Annotated in this window: 16 protein-coding genes; 9 read left to right on the top strand and 7 right to left on the bottom strand. The window is 70.2% G+C overall.

What is annotated here, in order from left to right:
- The first annotated feature begins 93 nt into the window (after positions 1–93).
- From EOT10_RS06545 to EOT10_RS06530, 4 genes are read left to right on the top strand one after another with little or no spacing between them, the layout of a single operon-like run.
- The gene (locus EOT10_RS06545; protein WP_127827086.1) at positions 94–1,032 is read left to right on the top strand and encodes an oxamate carbamoyltransferase subunit AllH family protein; all 939 of its coding nucleotides are present in this window, start codon (positions 94–96) and stop codon (positions 1,030–1,032) included.
- On the top strand, positions 1,029–2,576 hold the full coding sequence (fdrA, locus tag EOT10_RS06540; protein WP_127827085.1) for an acyl-CoA synthetase FdrA: 1,548 nt from the start codon (positions 1,029–1,031) through the stop codon (positions 2,574–2,576). The genes EOT10_RS06545 and fdrA overlap by 4 nt, the downstream gene beginning before the upstream one ends.
- Positions 2,573–3,997: a YlbE family protein gene (locus tag EOT10_RS06535; protein WP_127827084.1), complete on the top strand. Its 1,425-nt coding sequence runs from the start codon at positions 2,573–2,575 to the stop codon at positions 3,995–3,997. The genes fdrA and EOT10_RS06535 overlap by 4 nt, the downstream gene beginning before the upstream one ends.
- 30 nt (positions 3,998–4,027) lie before the next feature.
- Positions 4,028–5,356: a cytosine permease gene (locus EOT10_RS06530; RefSeq protein ID WP_127827083.1), complete on the top strand. Its 1,329-nt coding sequence runs from the start codon at positions 4,028–4,030 to the stop codon at positions 5,354–5,356.
- Positions 5,357–5,462: 106 nt separating this feature from the next.
- Here EOT10_RS06530 and EOT10_RS06525 read toward each other — a convergent pair whose 3' ends face one another.
- The gene (locus EOT10_RS06525) at positions 5,463–6,116 is read right to left on the bottom strand and encodes a GntR family transcriptional regulator (RefSeq protein WP_127827082.1); all 654 of its coding nucleotides are present in this window, start codon (positions 6,114–6,116) and stop codon (positions 5,463–5,465) included.
- Here EOT10_RS06525 and EOT10_RS41190 point away from each other — a divergent pair.
- From EOT10_RS41190 to EOT10_RS06510, 4 genes are all read left to right on the top strand, one after another.
- Positions 6,115–6,255, top strand: a complete 141-nt coding sequence (locus tag EOT10_RS41190; protein WP_189491264.1) for a hypothetical protein — start codon at positions 6,115–6,117, stop codon at positions 6,253–6,255. The two genes, EOT10_RS06525 and EOT10_RS41190, sit on opposite strands and share 2 nt — an antisense overlap.
- A 129-nt stretch (positions 6,256–6,384) precedes the next feature.
- Complete coding sequence (locus EOT10_RS06520; RefSeq protein ID WP_127827081.1) at positions 6,385–6,768, top strand: NUDIX domain-containing protein; 384 nt, start codon at positions 6,385–6,387, stop codon at positions 6,766–6,768.
- A 114-nt stretch (positions 6,769–6,882) separates the two neighbouring features.
- A complete protein-coding gene (locus EOT10_RS06515; protein ID WP_127827080.1) occupies positions 6,883–9,201 on the top strand; it encodes an FdhF/YdeP family oxidoreductase in 2,319 nt (772 codons plus the stop codon).
- A 17-nt stretch (positions 9,202–9,218) separates the two neighbouring features.
- Entirely contained in the window at positions 9,219–9,998 is a 780-nt protein-coding gene (locus EOT10_RS06510) for an SDR family NAD(P)-dependent oxidoreductase (RefSeq protein WP_127827079.1), read from the top strand.
- A 36-nt stretch (positions 9,999–10,034) separates the two neighbouring features.
- On the opposite strand, the gene EOT10_RS06505 is transcribed toward EOT10_RS06510, so the two are convergent.
- From EOT10_RS06505 to EOT10_RS06485, 5 genes are all read right to left on the bottom strand, one after another.
- Positions 10,035–10,628: a DinB family protein gene (locus EOT10_RS06505; RefSeq protein ID WP_127827078.1), complete on the bottom strand. Its 594-nt coding sequence runs from the start codon at positions 10,626–10,628 to the stop codon at positions 10,035–10,037.
- Positions 10,629–10,709: 81 nt separating this feature from the next.
- On the bottom strand, positions 10,710–11,465 hold the full coding sequence (locus EOT10_RS06500) for a type 1 glutamine amidotransferase (RefSeq protein ID WP_127827077.1): 756 nt from the start codon (positions 11,463–11,465) through the stop codon (positions 10,710–10,712).
- Positions 11,462–12,205: an amino acid ABC transporter ATP-binding protein gene (locus tag EOT10_RS06495; protein WP_127827076.1), complete on the bottom strand. Its 744-nt coding sequence runs from the start codon at positions 12,203–12,205 to the stop codon at positions 11,462–11,464. Before EOT10_RS06495 ends, EOT10_RS06500 begins: the two co-directional genes overlap by 4 nt.
- Before the next feature lies 1 nt (position 12,206).
- Positions 12,207–13,310: an amino acid ABC transporter permease gene (locus tag EOT10_RS06490; RefSeq protein WP_223280834.1), complete on the bottom strand. Its 1,104-nt coding sequence runs from the start codon at positions 13,308–13,310 to the stop codon at positions 12,207–12,209.
- The gene (locus EOT10_RS06485; RefSeq protein WP_223280833.1) at positions 13,307–14,206 is read right to left on the bottom strand and encodes an ABC transporter substrate-binding protein; all 900 of its coding nucleotides are present in this window, start codon (positions 14,204–14,206) and stop codon (positions 13,307–13,309) included. The genes EOT10_RS06490 and EOT10_RS06485 overlap by 4 nt, the downstream gene beginning before the upstream one ends.
- Before the next feature lie 239 nt (positions 14,207–14,445).
- Between EOT10_RS06485 and EOT10_RS06480 the strand changes: the two genes are divergently transcribed.
- Entirely contained in the window at positions 14,446–15,432 is a 987-nt protein-coding gene (locus tag EOT10_RS06480; RefSeq protein ID WP_262985399.1) for a LacI family DNA-binding transcriptional regulator, read from the top strand.
- Here the strand turns inward: EOT10_RS06480 and EOT10_RS06475 are convergent.
- The gene (locus EOT10_RS06475) at positions 15,429–16,163 is read right to left on the bottom strand and encodes a class I SAM-dependent methyltransferase (RefSeq protein ID WP_127827074.1); all 735 of its coding nucleotides are present in this window, start codon (positions 16,161–16,163) and stop codon (positions 15,429–15,431) included. The two genes, EOT10_RS06480 and EOT10_RS06475, sit on opposite strands and share 4 nt — an antisense overlap.
- Positions 16,164–16,330: the final 167 nt, after the last annotated feature.

Below are 16,330 nucleotides of genomic sequence, written 5' to 3'. Positions count from 1 at the left end.
TTGTTCGCTTCCTATTGTCAAATGGTATACCAGTAGGCGAACGTCAAGGGGAACCGTCACACCGGTTCACACAGCCACGGAGAGGAGGTCGCAGTGCCATCCGTGACCGCCACCGGCACCGTGCGCACACGCTCGGGCGACGCCGCGCTCCTGGCACACCTGCGCACCTTCCGCGGGCAGGGTGTGGTGGAAGGTGTCTTCCGTCGCACCGTCAACATCCTCATGCCGGATGACATGCTCATTTCCCTCTCCGCACACGACGGTGCCGACGCACCCCGCACCCTCATAACCGACGTGGACCACTGGTCGGACCGAGGCATCTCGCCGGGGCAGGCCGTGCTCTTCACGCCGCCGACGATCACTCTCGGGGCCCCCGCCACCCCCACACATGTGCAGGTGGAAGGTGCCGGCGAATGGCATCCCATTACGCCGTCGCTCGCCAACCTCGGCCCCGATGACCTCACAGTCGCGGCCCACGCGCTCGACCGGCTTGTGCGCGAACACGGGTCGCCGGGCGGCCTGCTCGGCCCCTCACCCGCCGCGCCCCCCATGGAAGTCGCCGTCACCCGGGCACTGGCAGAGGGGCGCGACCTGCTCACGCAAGCCGTCGCGTCGGCGGACGAACCCGCGATGCGCCGCGCCTTCCTGGCCCTCATCGGACTCGGCCCAGGCCTCACCCCGTCCGGCGACGACTTCCTCACGGCCCTCGCCCTCCTGTCGGCCCTGCCCGGCAGCGGACTCACCCCGCTCGCGCGCGTCCTCTCACACGTGCTGCGCGAGCACCCCGGACGCACCACGCGGCTCAGCGCCGCGACCCTGGACGAGGCACTGCGGGGACGAGCCCTCGCCCCGCTCCTCGACCTGGTGCACACGCTGTCCCACACCTCCGGACACACCGAGGCACGGGTCACGCGATCCCTTCGAAACCCGGTCCGGGACGTGCTGGCCATCGGCCACACGTCCGGCACCGACATCTTGTCCGGTCTCGTGACCGGGCTTCGCCTGGAGAAAGAACTGCGAGGTTCGCTGTGAGCATCACAGCAGTCGTCAAGAAGAACACCTATTTCGACTCGGTATCGCTGATGTCCATCTCGACCCGGGCGAACCAACTGCCCGGCGTGGTCCAGGCGTTCGTCGCCATGGGCACCGAGATGAACAAGGGTGTGCTGGGCAGCCTCGGCCTCCTCACGGCGGATCTCGAGGCCGCGGGCACCGGCGATCTCATGATCGTCGTCGAGGCGGACGAGGGCGCCGACCACACGGAGCTGCTGACGGAGGTCGAGGCACTCCTGACGCAGAAGGCTCCCGCGTCGGGCGGTGAGAACGCGGTCACGTACCGGACCGTCGACAGCGCCGCGAGCGGCACCCCCGGGGCGAACCTCGCGATCGTCGCGGTCAACGGCGCGTACGCGGGCCGGGAAGCCCGCAAGGCGCTGGAGAACGGCCTGCACGTCATGGTCTTCAGCGACAACGTGCCGGTCGAGGAGGAGGTCGCGCTCAAGCAACTCGCCCACAGCAAGGGCCTGTTCATGATGGGCCCCGACTGCGGCACCGCGATCATCAACAACGTCGCCCTGTGCTTCGGCAACGCCGTACGGCCCGGCACGGTCGGTGTCGTCGCGGCGTCCGGCACCGGCGCCCAGGAAGTCAGTGTCCGTATCCACGCCCTGGGCGCGGGCATCTCCCAGCTCATCGGCACCGGCGGCCGCGACCTCAGCGAAGAGGTCGGCGGCATCATGATGATCGACGGGATCCGGGCGCTCGCGGCCGACCCCGGCACCAGTGTCATCCTGCTCGTGTCCAAGCCCCCGGCCAAGGCCGTGGAGAGCAAGGTCCTCGACGAGATCGCGAAGGCGGGCAAGCCCGTCGTCGTCTACTTCGTCGGCGGTACCGAGGAGGCCGTGGTCGCGGCCGGCGGTCACTTCGCGGCGAGCACCCAGGACGCGGCGCTCCAGGCGGTGCGCCTCGGGGTGGACGCCGAGGCCTCCGTCGAGGAGCCCGACCCGAAGCGGGTGGACGAGCTCGTCGCCCGTCTCACGCCCGAGCAGCGCTACGTACGCGGCCTGTTCTGCGGCGGCACCCTGTGTGACGAGTCCATGTACGCGGTGCTCGACGTCAGCGACAACGTGTGGAGCAACATCCAGAAGAACCCCGAGCGTCAGCTGCCGGCCGGCAGCGCCAGCACGGGGCACACCTTCCTCGACTTCGGTGACGACGAGTTCACCAACGGCCGCCCGCACCCGATGATCGACCCGTCCCTGCGCCTCGCGCGTCTGGTCGAGGAGGCGAAGGACCCCGAGGTCGCCCTGATCGTCATGGACTTCGTCCTCGGCTTCGGCGCCCACGAGGACCCGGTCGGCGTCACCCTGCCCGCCATCGCCCAGGCCAAGAAGACCGCGTCCGACGCCGGCCGCCACCTGGAGATCGTGGGCTACGTCCTCGGCACCGACCGCGACACCCCGGGCCTCGACGAGCAGGTCGCGGCCCTCGATGCAGCCGGCGTCACCGTCACCCGCAGCAGCACCGAGACGGGCACCTTCGCCCGCGAGACCGCCCGGAAGGCACACCGCGCATGAGCACCCCCGCCACCAGCCTCTTCAGCAGCGACCTCAGCGTCATCAACGTCGGCCTCGCCATGTTCGACCGGGACATCACGGCGCAGGGCGCGCAGGTCACCACCCTCGACTGGACCCCGCCCGCGGGCGGCAACCCCGAGGCCCTCGCCGCGCTCGACGCCCTTGAGGCCCCTGAGGTCGCCGAGCGGATCGCGGCGGCCAACGCCGAGGCCGTCGAGCGCATCATGTCCGCGCGCCCGATGCTCATCGGCTACGGCCGCGCGCTCGACGTGGTGCCCGGCATGACGCCCACCACGATCCTGCACTCCGGCCCGCCCATCACCTGGGACCGGATGAACGGCCCGATGAAGGGTGCCGTCACCGGTGCCATCGTCTTCGAGGGCCTGGCCAAGGACCTGGACGAGGCCGCCGAGGTCGCCGCCTCCGGACAGATCACCTTCAAGCCCTGCCACGAGGCGGACTCGGTCGGCTCGATGGCCGGTGTCACCTCGGCGTCGATGTACGTGCACATCGTCAAGAACGAGACGCACGGCAACGTCGCGTACACCAACCTGTCCGAGCAGATGGCCAAGATCCTGCGGATGGGCGCCAACGACCAGAGCGTCATCGACCGCCTGGTCTGGATGCGCGACGTCTTCGGCCCGATGCTGAAGGAAGCCGTCGAGTTCACCGGCCCGATCGACCTGCGGCTGCTGCTCTCGCAGGCCATCCACATGGGCGACGAGTGCCACAACCGCAACGGCGCCGGCACCCTGCTCCTCTTCCAGGCGCTCGCCCCCGGACTGCTCCAGTCGTCCTTCACGACCGCGCAGAAGAAGGAGGTCTTCGACTTCGTCGCGTCCTCCGACTACTTCTCGGGCCCGACCTGGATGGCCGTGGCCAAGGCCGCTCTCGACGCCGCCAACGGCGTGGAGAACTCCACCGTCGTCACCACGATGGCCCGCAACGGCGTCGAGTTCGGAATCCGCGTCGCCGGTCTGCCCGGCCAGTGGTTCACCGGCCCGGCGCAGAAGGTCGTCGGCCCGATGTTCGCCGGCTACAAGCCCGAGGACTCCGGTCTCGACATCGGTGACAGCGCCATCACCGAGACGTACGGCTTCGGAGGCTTCGCCATGTCGGCCGCGCCCGCCATCGTCGCCCTGGTCGGCGGCACCGTGGCCGAGGCCATGGGCTACACCCGCGACATGGGTGAGATCACGACGGCGGAGAACCCGAACGTGACGATCCCGGCGCTCAACTTCCAGGGTCTGCCCACCGGTATCGACGTCCGCAAGGTGCTCGCCACCGGGATCCTGCCCATCATCAACACCGCCATCGCCCACAAGGACGCGGGCATCGGCATGATCGGCGCCGGTATCACGCATCCGCCCGCGACCGCTTTCGAGCAGGCCGCAGTCGCCCTCGCCCGCACGGTCGCCTGACAGCGCCCAGGTTCCCCCAGGGAGACCACCATGACCAGACAGGACCCCGCCGTCGTGGCGGAACCGGCCCAGGCCACCAGCCACGAGCTGGACCCGGAGTTCGAGCACACAGCTGTTCCCCAGGAGAGCCGCAAGTCCCTCCTCACCGTGTCCGCCGTGTGGTTCGGATTCCCCATGATCCTCACCAATGCGGTCCCCGGCGGGGTCGTCGTCGCGCTGATGGGCTTCTGGCACGGCCTCGCCGCCATCCTCACCGCGAACCTGGTGATGCTCGTCTACGTCGGTCTGCTCAGCCACCGGGCGGGCAGCACCGGCGAGAGCTTCTCCCTCCAGGCGACGAAGACGTTCGGCAAGGTCGGGTACGTCGTGGCCGCCGGCTTCCTCGCGACGGTCGTCGTCGGCTGGTTCGCGTTCAACACCGGCGCCACCGGAGCCACGCTCCACCAGGCGTTCGGCTGGCACGAGAAGCTCGTGGCGGTCGTCGCCGGTGTCGTGTTCATCGCGATCACGTTCCTCGGCATCCGCGCCCTGTCGTGGCTGGGCGCGGTCGCGGCCCCGCTGTTCATCGTGGTCGGCATCATCGCCCTGGTGATCGTGGCCAGGGACCACAGCCTCACCGCGGTGTTCGACTACAAGGGTGTCGGTGGCGGCGCCGCCCTCACCTTCGGTGCGGCGGTCTCGCTGATCATGGCCACCTTCGCCGACTCGGGCACGATGACGGCCGACTTCACCCGCTGGTCCAAGAACGGCAGGGAAGCGGTCATCGCGACGGCCACCGCGTTCCCGGTGGCCAGCCTCGTCGCCCAGATCACCGGCGGCGTCATCGTCGCGGCCGGTGCCATCGCCTCGGCCCAGACGGTGGGCGGCAACTTCCTGCCGATCCTCACCAGCGGTCACGGGGCCGTGCTCAGCGTTCTCGCCGCGATCTTCGTGTTCGTGAACCTCGGGTCCGTGTGCAGCCACTGCCTCTACAACGGTGCGCTCAGCTGGTCGCACCTGACCGGCAGCAAGATGCGCGTCATGACGATCGTCCTGGGTGTCATCGGCACGGTCGCCGCTCTGGCCGGAGTGTGGAACCACTTCCTGGACTGGCTGGTCGTCCTCAGCGTCTTCGTGCCGCCGCTCGGCGGTGTGCTGATCGCCGACCAGGTGGTGCTGCGGGGCAAGCTCGAGGGCCGGGTCGCCTCGGCCGTGCGTCCCACCGCCTTCGCCGCGTGGGCGGTCGGCGCGGCGGCCGGCGGACTCGTGCACTGGTACGCGCCGCAGTTCTCCGACGCGGTCAGCGGCCTGGTGGTCGCCCTGATCGCCTACGTCGCCTTCGAAGGGATCTCGACGCGCAACGCGACCGCTACGTCGTAGCGCAGCACACGACGGCGCCCCCTCCCAGCCGCTGGGAGGGGGCGCCGTCGTGTGTGCCCGGACCTGCCCCGGCCGCGACGCGCGTAGCGCCTGCGCAGGCCGGCGGCTACTGCTCGGAGCCCCGCTTCCTGTGTGCGGCGGCCTCGCTGCGTCCCGTCGCCAGGTGCTTGAGGGCCAGCTCCTCGACCCGCGGCACGTCCCGGGCCTCGATGGCCTCGTACAGCTCCTCGTGTTCCTTCGCGACGCCCACGATGTCGTCGTGCTGACCGAGGAGCCAGCGCATCCTGCTGCTCAGGGTGCGGCCGAGCTCGTTCAGGAGCTCGTTGTCGGCGAGCGCCGTCACGGTCTCGTGGAAGTCGGCCGCGGCCCGCCGCGCCGGTACGGCCTCCCCCTTCGCCGCCGCGCTCAGCTCGGCGTCCAGGTCCGCGCGCAGCCGCGCGAGTCCCGCGCGGGTGCGCCGCTGGGCGGCGAGCCGGAACGCCAGCATCTCGAGCGCCGCCTTGACCTCGTCGAGGTCCTCGACGTCGGCGGCGGTGAACTCACGGACCACCGCCCAGCTCCGCGGGCGCGGGGTCACGAGCCCCTCGTTCACCAGGTCCTTGAGGGCGTCGCGGACCGGCAGCCGGCTCACCCCGAGCTCAGCCGCCAGTTCGCGCTCCACGAGCTTGCTGCCCGGCGCGCGCACCCCGTCGAGAATCTGGTCGCGCAATGTGCGAGTGACCCGCTCGGACTCGGGTTCAAAAGTGTCATCCCCTGCCATGGCCCCATTCTCGCACCGCGTCACACGTCACCCGCTCCACGTCCCCGTACAGTCCGGCCGCACGGGCGAGCCGACGCTGTCCGGCGGCTTCGCGGACCACGAACTCACGCAGCGCGCGTACGAGTTGTCCCTCCAGTAACTGCTGATCGCGGCCGACCGCGTCCGACTCCGTCCCGAGGCGGATGGGGGGCGGCCGCGTGAAGTGACCGCCGACGGGTAGGAACGCAGGGCCCGGGTGCCGGGCGTACGACGAAGGGGCGGTGGGGCCATGACGCCGGAGCGGGCGGACCAGGGCGTGGTACAGGCGGTTGTCATCCACAACGGAAGCCTGCTGTTGGTGGGGCGGGGACCCGACTCCAGAACCCTGCCGTCCGGCCTCCCCGAGCCCGCCGAGTCGGCCGAGGCCTGCGCCGCGCGATCGGTGTACGAGCTCACCGGCTATCTGGTCGACGGTTCGAGGCCGCTGCAGCCGTACGCCGACACCGACGCACCGTCTGCGGTCGTGTGCCAACTGCTGACCGAGGATCCGTCGGACGGGGCGCGGCTGCCTCCGGACGAGATCCACTGGGTACCGGTCGCGGCGGCCGTCAGCGCCGCCGACGGACTGTCCGGCACCGTGCGCCACTACCTGGAGGGCCACACCCCGGTGTGAGAACGCCGCGTCGGAAGACCGAGTGGCGTGCGTGTATCAGGGCACCTAGCCTACGGACAAGACTAGCTTTGTTCGACTTGTGCCCTGATTCGTGCGTCGAAGGATCTGAGACTCTTGAGCACCGAAAGTGACGCGAAGCCGCAGGAAGAGCTGGAGCCCAGGGTGGGGCCGGTCCCCCTGGAGGAACCGGAGTTCCACCCCTACCACCACCCCGCCGCGGGCTGGGGTGCCGCGAAGAGCGTGACGCAGTTCCTGGTGCGCGAGCGTGAGCTGGTCGACGGGCCTCGGGCGATCATGCGGATGAACCACGAGAACACGGGCTTCGACTGTCCCGGGTGCGCGTGGCCGGACGACACCAAGGGCCTCAAGCTCGACATCTGCGAGAACGGCATCAAGCACGTCACCTGGGAGATGACGCGCAAGCGCGTCGGGCGTGAGTTCTTCGCCGCGCACTCGGTGAGCGAGCTGTCCGCCTGGAGCGACTTCGAGCTCGAGAACCAGGGCCGCCTGACCGAGCCGATGGTCTACGACCCCGATACGGACCACTACGTCCCGATCACCTGGAAGGACGCGTTCGAGGTGGCGGGCCGCGCGCTGCGCGAGCTGGACAACCCGAACCAGGCGTCGTTCTACACGTCCGGCCGGCTCGGCAACGAGGCCACGTTCCTCTACCAGTTGATGGCCCGTGAGCTGGGGACGAACAACCTCCCCGACTGTTCCAACATGTGTCACGAGGCCAGCGGCCGCGCGCTGCAGGCGTCGCTCGGAACGGGCAAGGGGACCGTCGACCTCAAGGACTGGGAGAGCGCGGACGCCCTGTTCATCCTGGGAGTCAACGCCGCCTCGAACGCCCCCCGTATGCTCACGGCCCTCTCCGAGGCCTACCGGCGCGGCGCCCAGATCGTGCACATCAACCCGCTCGTCGAGGCCGCGGCCACCCGCACCATCGTCCCGCACGACTTCCTGGACATGGCGCTGTTCAAGACGACGAAGACCAGCACCCTGAACCTCCAGCCGCGCATCGGCGGCGACATGGCGCTCCTGCGCGGCATGGCGAAGGCGATCCTGGAGCAGGCCCATACGGATCCCAAGGCGCTGGACAAGGAGTTCGTCGACCGCCACACCACGGGCTTCGAGGCGTACCGGGAGCTGTGCGAGAGCACGTCCTGGGAGGAGCTCGAGAACCAGTCCGGGGTCAGCCGCGACGACATCCTCAAGGCCGCGCGCGTGTACCGCGACGCCGACCGCAGCATCATCAGCTGGTGCCTGGGTCTCACCCAGCACGAGCACGGCGTCGACACCGTCCGCGAGATCGTCAACCTCCTTCTGCTGCGCGGGAATCTGGGCCGTGAGGGCGCGGGCCCCTCCCCCGTGCGCGGGCACAGCAACGTCCAGGGGAACCGCACCTGCGGCATCGATCACCGGCCGACCGAGGCGTTCCTGGACCGGCTTGCCGAGGTCTGCAAGATCGACCCGCCGCGCGACCACGGTCTCGACACCGTCAACACCATCCAGGCCATGCTCCGCGGCGATGTGAAGGTGTTCGTCGGCATGGGCGGCAACTTCGCCAACGCCGCCCCGGACACCCCGGTCACGCACGAAGCCCTGCGCAACTGCGACCTCACCGTCCAGGTGAGCACCAAGCTCAACCGCAGCCATCTCGTGCACGGCCGGCAGGCGCTCATCCTGCCGTGTCTGGGCCGCACCGAGAAGGACCACCAGCGCAAGGGGCTCCAGAGCACATCGGTCGAGGACTCGATGAGCATGGTCCACCTGTCGGTCGGCATGAAGCGCCCCGCCTCTTCGCATCTGCTGTCCGAGCCCGCCATCGTCGCGGGCATGGCCCGCGCGGCGCTGCCCGACAGTGCCACCCCGTGGGAGTGGTACATCGAGGACTACGACCGCATCCGCGACACCATGGCCCAAGCCCTGGACGGCTTCGAGGACTTCAACCGGCGGGTGCGCCTGCCCCTGGGCTTCCGCCTCAAGCAGCCCGCCCGCGAACTGGTCTTCCTGACGGAGTCCGGCGGCGCCGAGTTCTCCGCCGCCGCGCTGCCCGACGTCGTACCCGCCCCCGGCACGCTGGCGCTCGGGACGATGCGTTCGCACGACCAGTGGAACACGACGATCTACTCGGACAACGACCGGTATCGCGGCGTCAAGAACCTGCGCACCCTCGTCTTCATGAACAAGGACGACATGCGGGAACGCGGCATCGCCGAGTTCGACCCCGTCGACATCACCAGCACCGCCAAGGACGGCTCCCAGCGCCACCTCAACGGCCATCTCGCCATCCCCTACGACATCCCGCGAGGGTGTGCGGCCGGGTACATGCCCGAGATGAACGTGCTGTGCGCCCTTGGCGACTACAGCACCCAGAGCGACCAGCCGATCATGAAGCACGTCAAGGTGACCATCGAGGCGGCCCGTTGAGACATTAGGGTGCGGGTATGACGTCGCACACCTACCTCTCCGAACTCTTCTCGCTCGACGGCCGGACCGCGGTGGTGACCGGTGGCAGTTCCGGAATCGGACGTGCCATCGCCGAAGCGCTCGCGCGGGCGGGGGCGAACGTGGTGATCGTGGCCCGCAAGGAGGCCGAACTCACCGCTACGGTCGATGAGTTGACGGCGGCCGGCTGCCGGGCGGGCTGGGTGAGCGCGGACCTCGGAACCCGCGACGGAGTACGTGCGGCCGCCGATGAAGCGGCCGCGGTGTTCGGCGAGCCCGACATCCTGGTCAACAGCGCGGGGATCAACCTGCGGCCACCGATGAGCGACCTCGTCGACGAGGTGTGGGACACCACGATGGCGGTGAACCTGGAGGCGCCGTTCCTGCTGGGCCAGCGGTTCGGTCCCGGCATGGCCGAGCGGGGCTTCGGGCGGATCATCCACATCACCTCCCAGCAGGCGCACCGCGCGTTCGTCCAGAGCGGCGCGTACGGCGTCTCCAAGGGTGCTCTCGAAGCGCTGGCCCGCTCGCAGGCGGAGGCGTGGTCGCCGCACGGTGTCACCTGCAACACGCTGGTGCCGGGCTTCGTCATGACCCCGCTCAACGCCCGCCTGGCGAGCGACCCGGACAAGGTCGAGGCGCTGGCCGCGCGCACCATGGTCGGGCGCAACGGCCTGGCCGAGGACTTCGCCGGAGCGGCGGTGTTCCTGGCGGGCCGTGGCTCCGCCTACGTCACCGGGCAGGCGATCTTCGTGGACGGCGGGTTCTCGGTCCACTGAGTCCGCTGAGTCCGCTGCCGCGCCCGGGGGCCAGGTTCACGCGCGCCGGTCGGCCTCCCGGGCGGCGCGCTCCAGCCGGCTCCGGTGGTCCGCCCACCAATCCGGGTCGGTGGACGCCATGTTGTCCTTGCCCTCGTTCATCCCCACGGCGCCGTCGACGAGTTCGCGGAGGATGTCGGCGTGCCCGGCGTGGCGGTGCGTGTCGGCGATGACGCGTACCACGGCATGGTGCAGCGTCACCTCGTCCTTGCCGTCGGGCCACCACGGCACCTTGCCCGTCGTGTCCAGGGGCAGCGCGTCGATCGTCGCGTCCGCGTGGGCCCAGGCGCGGCGGTAGAGCGCCACGATGTCCTCGCGTGACTCGTCGGGGGTGACCCACATGTCGGCGTTGGGCTCGGCCCCGTCCGCCAGCCAGGGCAGCGGCTCGCCGGACGGCCGCCCGAACGTGTCCCCGAGGTACCCGAGTTCCACACTGGCCACGTGCTTGACCAGGCCCAGCAGGTTGGTGCCGGTGGGCGTCATCGGGCGTCGGGCGTCGTACTCGGAGAGCCCTTCGAGTTTCCAGAGCAGGGCGTCGCGGGCGGACTGCAGATACTGGCGGAGGTCGTCCTTCGGATCCGTGGCGGTCATGGGGCCAGTCTGCCGCCCGGGAGCCCGCCGGTGAGCCACAACGGCACGGGACGGCCGCGTGGCTCACCGCGCGGACAGTTCCTACGCCGACGGAGGGGCCTCGACCGTGCTGCGGTCCTCCGTCACGATGGCGCCCCACTGTTCGGCGAACGCGCCCCACAGCTCGCGCAGCGCCGTCTCCTCGCGGGCCACCTCGGCCACGACCCCGGCCGGGTCGAGTCCGAGGGCCTGCAGCGGGCCCACGTCCGATGATCCCCAGGTGCCGATGTCGCCGGCCAGGACCTCGGGATGGAACTGCACACCCCAGACCGACGTGCCGATCCGGTACGCCTGGTGGGCGCAGCGCTCGCTGGTGAGGAGCGCGACGGCGCCCTCGGGGAGCGTTCCCGTCTCCTCCCAGTGCCACTGCACCGCGCTCAGCCATGTGTCCGCGTCGACGAAGGGGCCGAACAGCCGGTCCTTGGCGGCCTCTTGAAGGGGGGTCAGCTCACAGAGCCCGACCTCGGGGCGTGCCGCGTGCCGGACCTCTCCCCCGCAGGCCACCGTGAGCAGCTCCATGCCCAGGCAGATCCCGAGCGTGGGCATGTCCCGGGCCACCGCCTCACGCAGCAGGCCGCCCACCGCGGGCAGCCACGGCGCCCGTTCCTCGTCGTACGGGCCCATGGAGCCGCCGAGGACCAGGAACCCGTCATGGCCGTCGAGCGTGTTGGGCAGCGTGTCCCCGGCCCAGGGGCGGCACAGGTCGATCACCAGCCCCTGCGCGGCGAGGCGTTCACCGACCTGGGCCGGCCCCGTACCGTCCTCGTGCTCGACGACGAGCACCCGCGCGCCGGTCACAGCCGCCCCGCCTCGACGATGCGGCGCAGGAAGGCGCGGGTGCGCTCCTGCTGCGGTTCGCCGAATATCTGCTCCGGCGGACCTTCCTCCAGCAGTACACCCTGATGCAGGAAACACACCTTGTTCGACACCTCCCGGGCGAAGCCCATCTCGTGGGTGGCCAGCAGCATGGTCATGCCGCCTTCGGCGAGTTCGCGGACGATCGCGAGCACTTCGGCGACGAGTTCGGGGTCCAGGGCGGACGTGATCTCGTCGAGCAGCAGGGCGCGGGGCCCGGTGGCCAGGGCGCGGACGATGGCCACGCGCTGCTGCTGGCCGCCGGAGAGCTGGTCCGGCATACGGTCGGCCTTGTCGGCGAGACCGACCCTCTCGAGCAGGACGCGGGCCTGTTCCTCGGCCACGGCCCGCGGCACGCCCCCCACCCGCATCGGCGCGAGGGCGACGTTGCGCACCACGCTCATGTGCGGGAAGAGGTTGAAGTGCTGGAAGACCATGCCGACGTCGCGGCGCAGCCGGTCCACGTCGGTGCCCCGTCCCGAGGCGACCTCTCCGTCGACCCGGATCTGGCCGCCGCTGATGTCTTCCAGGCCGTTGATGCAGCGCAGCAGGGTGCTCTTGCCGCTGCCGGAGGCGCCGATGAGGGTCACGACCTGGTGTTGTTCCACGTTCAGGTCGATGCCCTTGAGCACGGGGGTGTCCCCGTAGCTCTTGTGTACACCGTCGATCTCGATGAAGGGCATGTCAGGCTCCCTTGCCGCGGCGCTGCTCGCGGGCCACAAGCCGGTCGACGAGGCGGGCCTGCGGGATGGTGATGAGGATGAAGAGCGCCGCGACCACGGTCACCGAGGACAGGTTGAAGTGGTTGGAGGCGAAGATCTTCGACTGGTTGAAGGCGTCGATGGTGCCGATGACGTTCACCAGCGCGGTGTCCTTCTGCAGGCTGATGAAGTCGTTGAGGAGCGGCGGGACGACGCGGCGGGTGGCCTGCGGCAGTACCACGTGGCGCAGGGTCGAGCTCTGTGACAGGCCGAGGGAGCGGGCGGCGGCGCTCTGGCCGGGCGCGATGGACTCGATGCCGGCGCGGAACACCTCGGCGACGTACGCGCCGTAGGTCAGGGTGAGGGCCAGGATCGCGAACCAGACGGGGCTGAGCGAGCTGAGGAACGGCACCTTGGCCAGCGGCAGTCCGAAGCCGATGAGGTAGATGATGATGATCGCGGGTACGGCGCGGAAGCCGTCGATGTAGCTGGTGGCGAGCAGCCGCAGCGGCCGTCCTGCCCGGCCGGGGGCCATCCGGGCGAGCGCGAGGGCGAGCCCCCACACGAGGATGAGCACCTGGGCGACGACGGCGATGAACAGGTTGGTGCCGAAGGCGGAGGCGATCTCCGAGATGCTGATCCCGATGACGTCGCGGTCGAAGAACGTGCGCTGCACGGCACGGTCGTTGGCGAACAGGAACCACACCGCGCCCAGCACGACGAGTGCGGTCAGGCACCAGCCCAGTGCGGTCCAGGCGTCCTCGCGTGCCTCGGAGACGGCGCGCCGGGCGTCGGCCCGCCGGTCCTGCGCCCAGGCCTCGGCCGCTTTCCGGCTGGAGCGCACCGCCCGTAGCGCGGGCCGCAGTTGGGTCAGGACGGCGGCGGCCACGATGACGGCACCCGCCGTCACGGCGACCCCTGCGCCGGGTACCGCGTCCATGACGGACAGGGCGGTGACGGCCGTCAGCGCGACGGCGGCGAGGACGGCGGCCACCGCGGTGCCCGCCAGCGGAAGGGCGTTGCGGGGCGGCGCGGCCGCCTTCGGCCGGGCGGGGCCGGCCGTCAACAGGTCGGAGCCGACGGTCACTTGGTGCTCCAGGTGGGGATCGCGGAGGGGTCGCCGCCGAAGGCCTTGGCCAGGTAGACGGAGGAGAGCTTGTCGAGCGTGCCGTCCTTCTTCATGCCGTCGATGGCTCCGTCGAGGGCGGCGGAGTTCTTGCTGCCCTTGGGGTAGAGCGCTCCGTAGGACTCACCGGTGTTGTACTGGCCGATGACCTGCAGCTTGCCCTTCGACTCCTGGGCCTTGCCGAGCACGATGGCGACGTCGGTGAGCGCCGCGTCGACCTGTCCGGCCTGGAGGGCCGCCTGCAGTTCGACGTCACCGGCGAAGACCTTCGGGGCCGTCTTGGGGCGGATCTTGTCGCGGACGAAGTCGGCACCGGTCGTGCCCTGCTTCACCCCGAGACGCAGACCCGCGATGTTCTTGGCGGTCGCCTTGGAGCCCGAGGTCACGAGGACACCGATGTTGGAGGCGAAGTAGGGGGCGGAGAAGTCGACCACCTTGCGGCGCGGCTCGGTGATGGAGATCTCGGCGAGCGCCATGTCGAAGTCCTGCGTCTTGCCCGCGACGAGCGCGTCGAAGGACACGTTGCGCACGGTGAGCCTGGACAGGCCCGCACGGTAGGCGATGTTCGCGGCCAAGCAGTACTCGTAGCCGTCCGCGATCTGGCGCACGGTGTCGCCGTTCCACCAGCCGGGACTGGGCAGGTCGCCGACGACGGTCAGGGTGTCCTTCTGGACGGTCCTGAGGTGGATCGAGCCGCGTTCACCGGTCACCTTGCACTTGCCGTAGGTCGCGCCCTTGGCGTCGGTGGTGTGGGTGGTGGAGTCGTCCCCGCTGCCCGCGGCGGAACCTCCGCAGGCCGTGAGGGCCGCCAGCATCAGGGCGGTGAGTGCGGGCACGGCGGACGTACGGATGCGCATGGAGCTCCTCGGGCAAGTGCCGGTATTCGGTGATGCGTTACAGTGCCCAAAACGTTTTGGGCCCGTCAAGACCCTGAGCCCATCGCAACAAAAACGTTTTGGGACGCAGCAGCGGGACAGCGGCTCTCCAGTACGCTCCGGGGGCCGCACGGGGATCGACAGGGAAGGCGGACCGAGGCATGACCAGCCGGAAATCCACGCGAGCGGAGACCGGGGGCCGGCGACCCGGGATCCGCGACGTGGCACGGGCCACCGGACTGTCCATCACGACGGTGTCCCACGCCCTCAGCGGCAAGGGCCAGATCGCCCCTGCCACGCGTGAGCGGGTGCGCAGCGCGGCGGCGGAACTCGGCTACCGCCCCGACCCCGTGGCCCAGGGCCTGGTGTCCGGACGCACCGGCATCATCGGCGTCGCCGTCGGCCACATGGCGGACCGCCCGTGGGCGAGCACGTACCGCCCGTACTACGCGGCGTTCTCCGCCGGAGCCACCATGGCCGCCGTCGAACGTGACTACGCGCTCGTCGTCGTCCCCGGCGACCCGGCCTCCGGCCTGTGGGCGCGGGTCCCCATGGACGGCCTGATCATCGTCGACCCGGTACGCGACGACCCGCTGCTCGCGGACTGCGCGCGCCGCGGACTCCCCGTCGTCACCGACGGCCGCCCCATCGACCCGGGTTACGAGGAAGTCCCCACGGTCGAGAGCGACTTGGAGCACGGCATGGCGGAGGTGCTCGACCACCTCCGCACGGCGGGTGCCACCCGCATCGGCCTCCTCTCGGGCGCCGAGCCCGACGCGTACACCCAGGACTGCGAGCGCCACTACCGGGAGTGGTGCGAGGCGGCCGGGCAGACGCCGGTCGTGGAGACACCGGCCGCTTCGGAGGACGCGGTGGAGGCCGCGCTGCGGCTGCTGTCCGGTCCCGACCGCCCGGACGCGGTGCACGGGCTCAACGAGACGTACGGGCAGGCGCTGGTGATCGCGGCACGCCGGCTCGGCCTGAGCATCCCCGGCGACCTGATGATCAGCGTCATGCGGGAGAGTGCGCAGTCCGGCGGCGCCGAGGACTGGGAGGTACCGCTCACCGCGCTGAGCCTGGACGCACGACGTCTGGGTGCGGAGTCGGTCACGATGCTGATCGACGTACTCGACGGGAAGGCGCCGCGCAGTGCGATGGTGCCGTGCACGGTGGTGGTGCGGGACTCGACGCGGCGCGGTGTCGGTTAGTCGTTGTCGGGGCGCCGTGCGACGAAGACGAACTCCCTGCCTGGACGATCCGCGGCGTCGCGAACGTCCGCCACCACGAACCCCTGCGCGGCTAGATCCGACTCGACCTCGTCCCGCTCGCGGAACCGCAAGGTCGAGTCAGACGTCAAGACCTCGCTGTCCTCGGCGAAGACATACGTCCACCGGAACGTCACGAGTGGTCCGCTCACGTCGGTGACCGCGACCCAGCTCTCGACGACACCCACACCGGGGATCCGCGTCTCGGCGTACGACTCCGCCCGGTTCCACTCCTCCCAGGCACGTCTCGCGGGATCGCGGGTCTCGAACACGAGATGCCCGCCGGGCCGCAGGGCTTCGTAGGCGCCTCGCAGCGTTTCCCTCCACCCCTGCGGATCGACGATGGCCTGGGCGACGTTCGCCGTCATGGTCGCCAGATCCACCCGCAGGGGCGGGAGCGTGGCCGCGTCGCCGCAGATCCAGCGCACCCGTTCAGCGCCGGGCTTGGCGCGAGCGACGTCGACGGACGCTCGGGCGGGGTCGACGCCGACGACGTCGACCGCGCGATCAGCGAGCAGCAGGGCGAACACGCCGGTGCCACAGCCGATGTCGAGCACCCGACGCGCTTCGAACTCCTCCGCGACGCGCAGGTACGCGTCGAGATCGCTGCGGTCGGGATCGAGCGCGTCGTAGACGGCGGCGAGCCGCGGATGCCCAAATTCCTCGTCAACCATGCCGGGAAGCTACCCGGCACGATCCACGCGCCGCCAGTCAGTTCCGGGGACTACGGCAGGAGTCCGTCCGCCTCGATCTCGACGAGGACGCGATCCGGCAATCAAGGAGTTACGAATACAGCACTAGACCTCCACATCTCCTCCACATACTCCGTTGGCGTATTACC

It is taken from the genome of Streptomyces antnestii (assembly GCF_004005495.1).
In the GTDB taxonomy this organism is placed as follows: domain Bacteria; phylum Actinomycetota; class Actinomycetes; order Streptomycetales; family Streptomycetaceae; genus Streptomyces; species Streptomyces antnestii.
The sequence above is the reverse complement of the archived record's forward strand: the minus strand, read 5'-3'. Positions and strand labels throughout refer to the sequence as shown.

Bases quoted from the DNA above. Each gene is read 5' to 3' on its own strand.
- EOT10_RS06535 (WP_127827084.1), top strand. From the start codon at position 2,573: ATGAGCACCCCCGCCACCAGCCTCTTCAGCAGCGACCTCAGCGTCATC.
- EOT10_RS06530 (WP_127827083.1), top strand. From the start codon at position 4,028: ATGACCAGACAGGACCCCGCCGTCGTGGCGGAACCGGCCCAGGCCACC.
- EOT10_RS41190 (WP_189491264.1), top strand. From the start codon at position 6,115: ATGGCCCCATTCTCGCACCGCGTCACACGTCACCCGCTCCACGTCCCC.
- EOT10_RS06525 (WP_127827082.1), bottom strand. From the start codon at position 6,116: ATGGCAGGGGATGACACTTTTGAACCCGAGTCCGAGCGGGTCACTCGC.
- EOT10_RS06520 (WP_127827081.1), top strand. From the start codon at position 6,385: ATGACGCCGGAGCGGGCGGACCAGGGCGTGGTACAGGCGGTTGTCATC.
- EOT10_RS06510 (WP_127827079.1), top strand. From the start codon at position 9,219: ATGACGTCGCACACCTACCTCTCCGAACTCTTCTCGCTCGACGGCCGG.
- EOT10_RS06505 (WP_127827078.1), bottom strand. From the start codon at position 10,628: ATGACCGCCACGGATCCGAAGGACGACCTCCGCCAGTATCTGCAGTCC.
- EOT10_RS06495 (WP_127827076.1), bottom strand. From the start codon at position 12,205: ATGCCCTTCATCGAGATCGACGGTGTACACAAGAGCTACGGGGACACC.
- EOT10_RS06485 (WP_223280833.1), bottom strand. From the start codon at position 14,206: ATGCGCATCCGTACGTCCGCCGTGCCCGCACTCACCGCCCTGATGCTG.
- EOT10_RS06475 (WP_127827074.1), bottom strand. From the start codon at position 16,163: ATGGTTGACGAGGAATTTGGGCATCCGCGGCTCGCCGCCGTCTACGAC.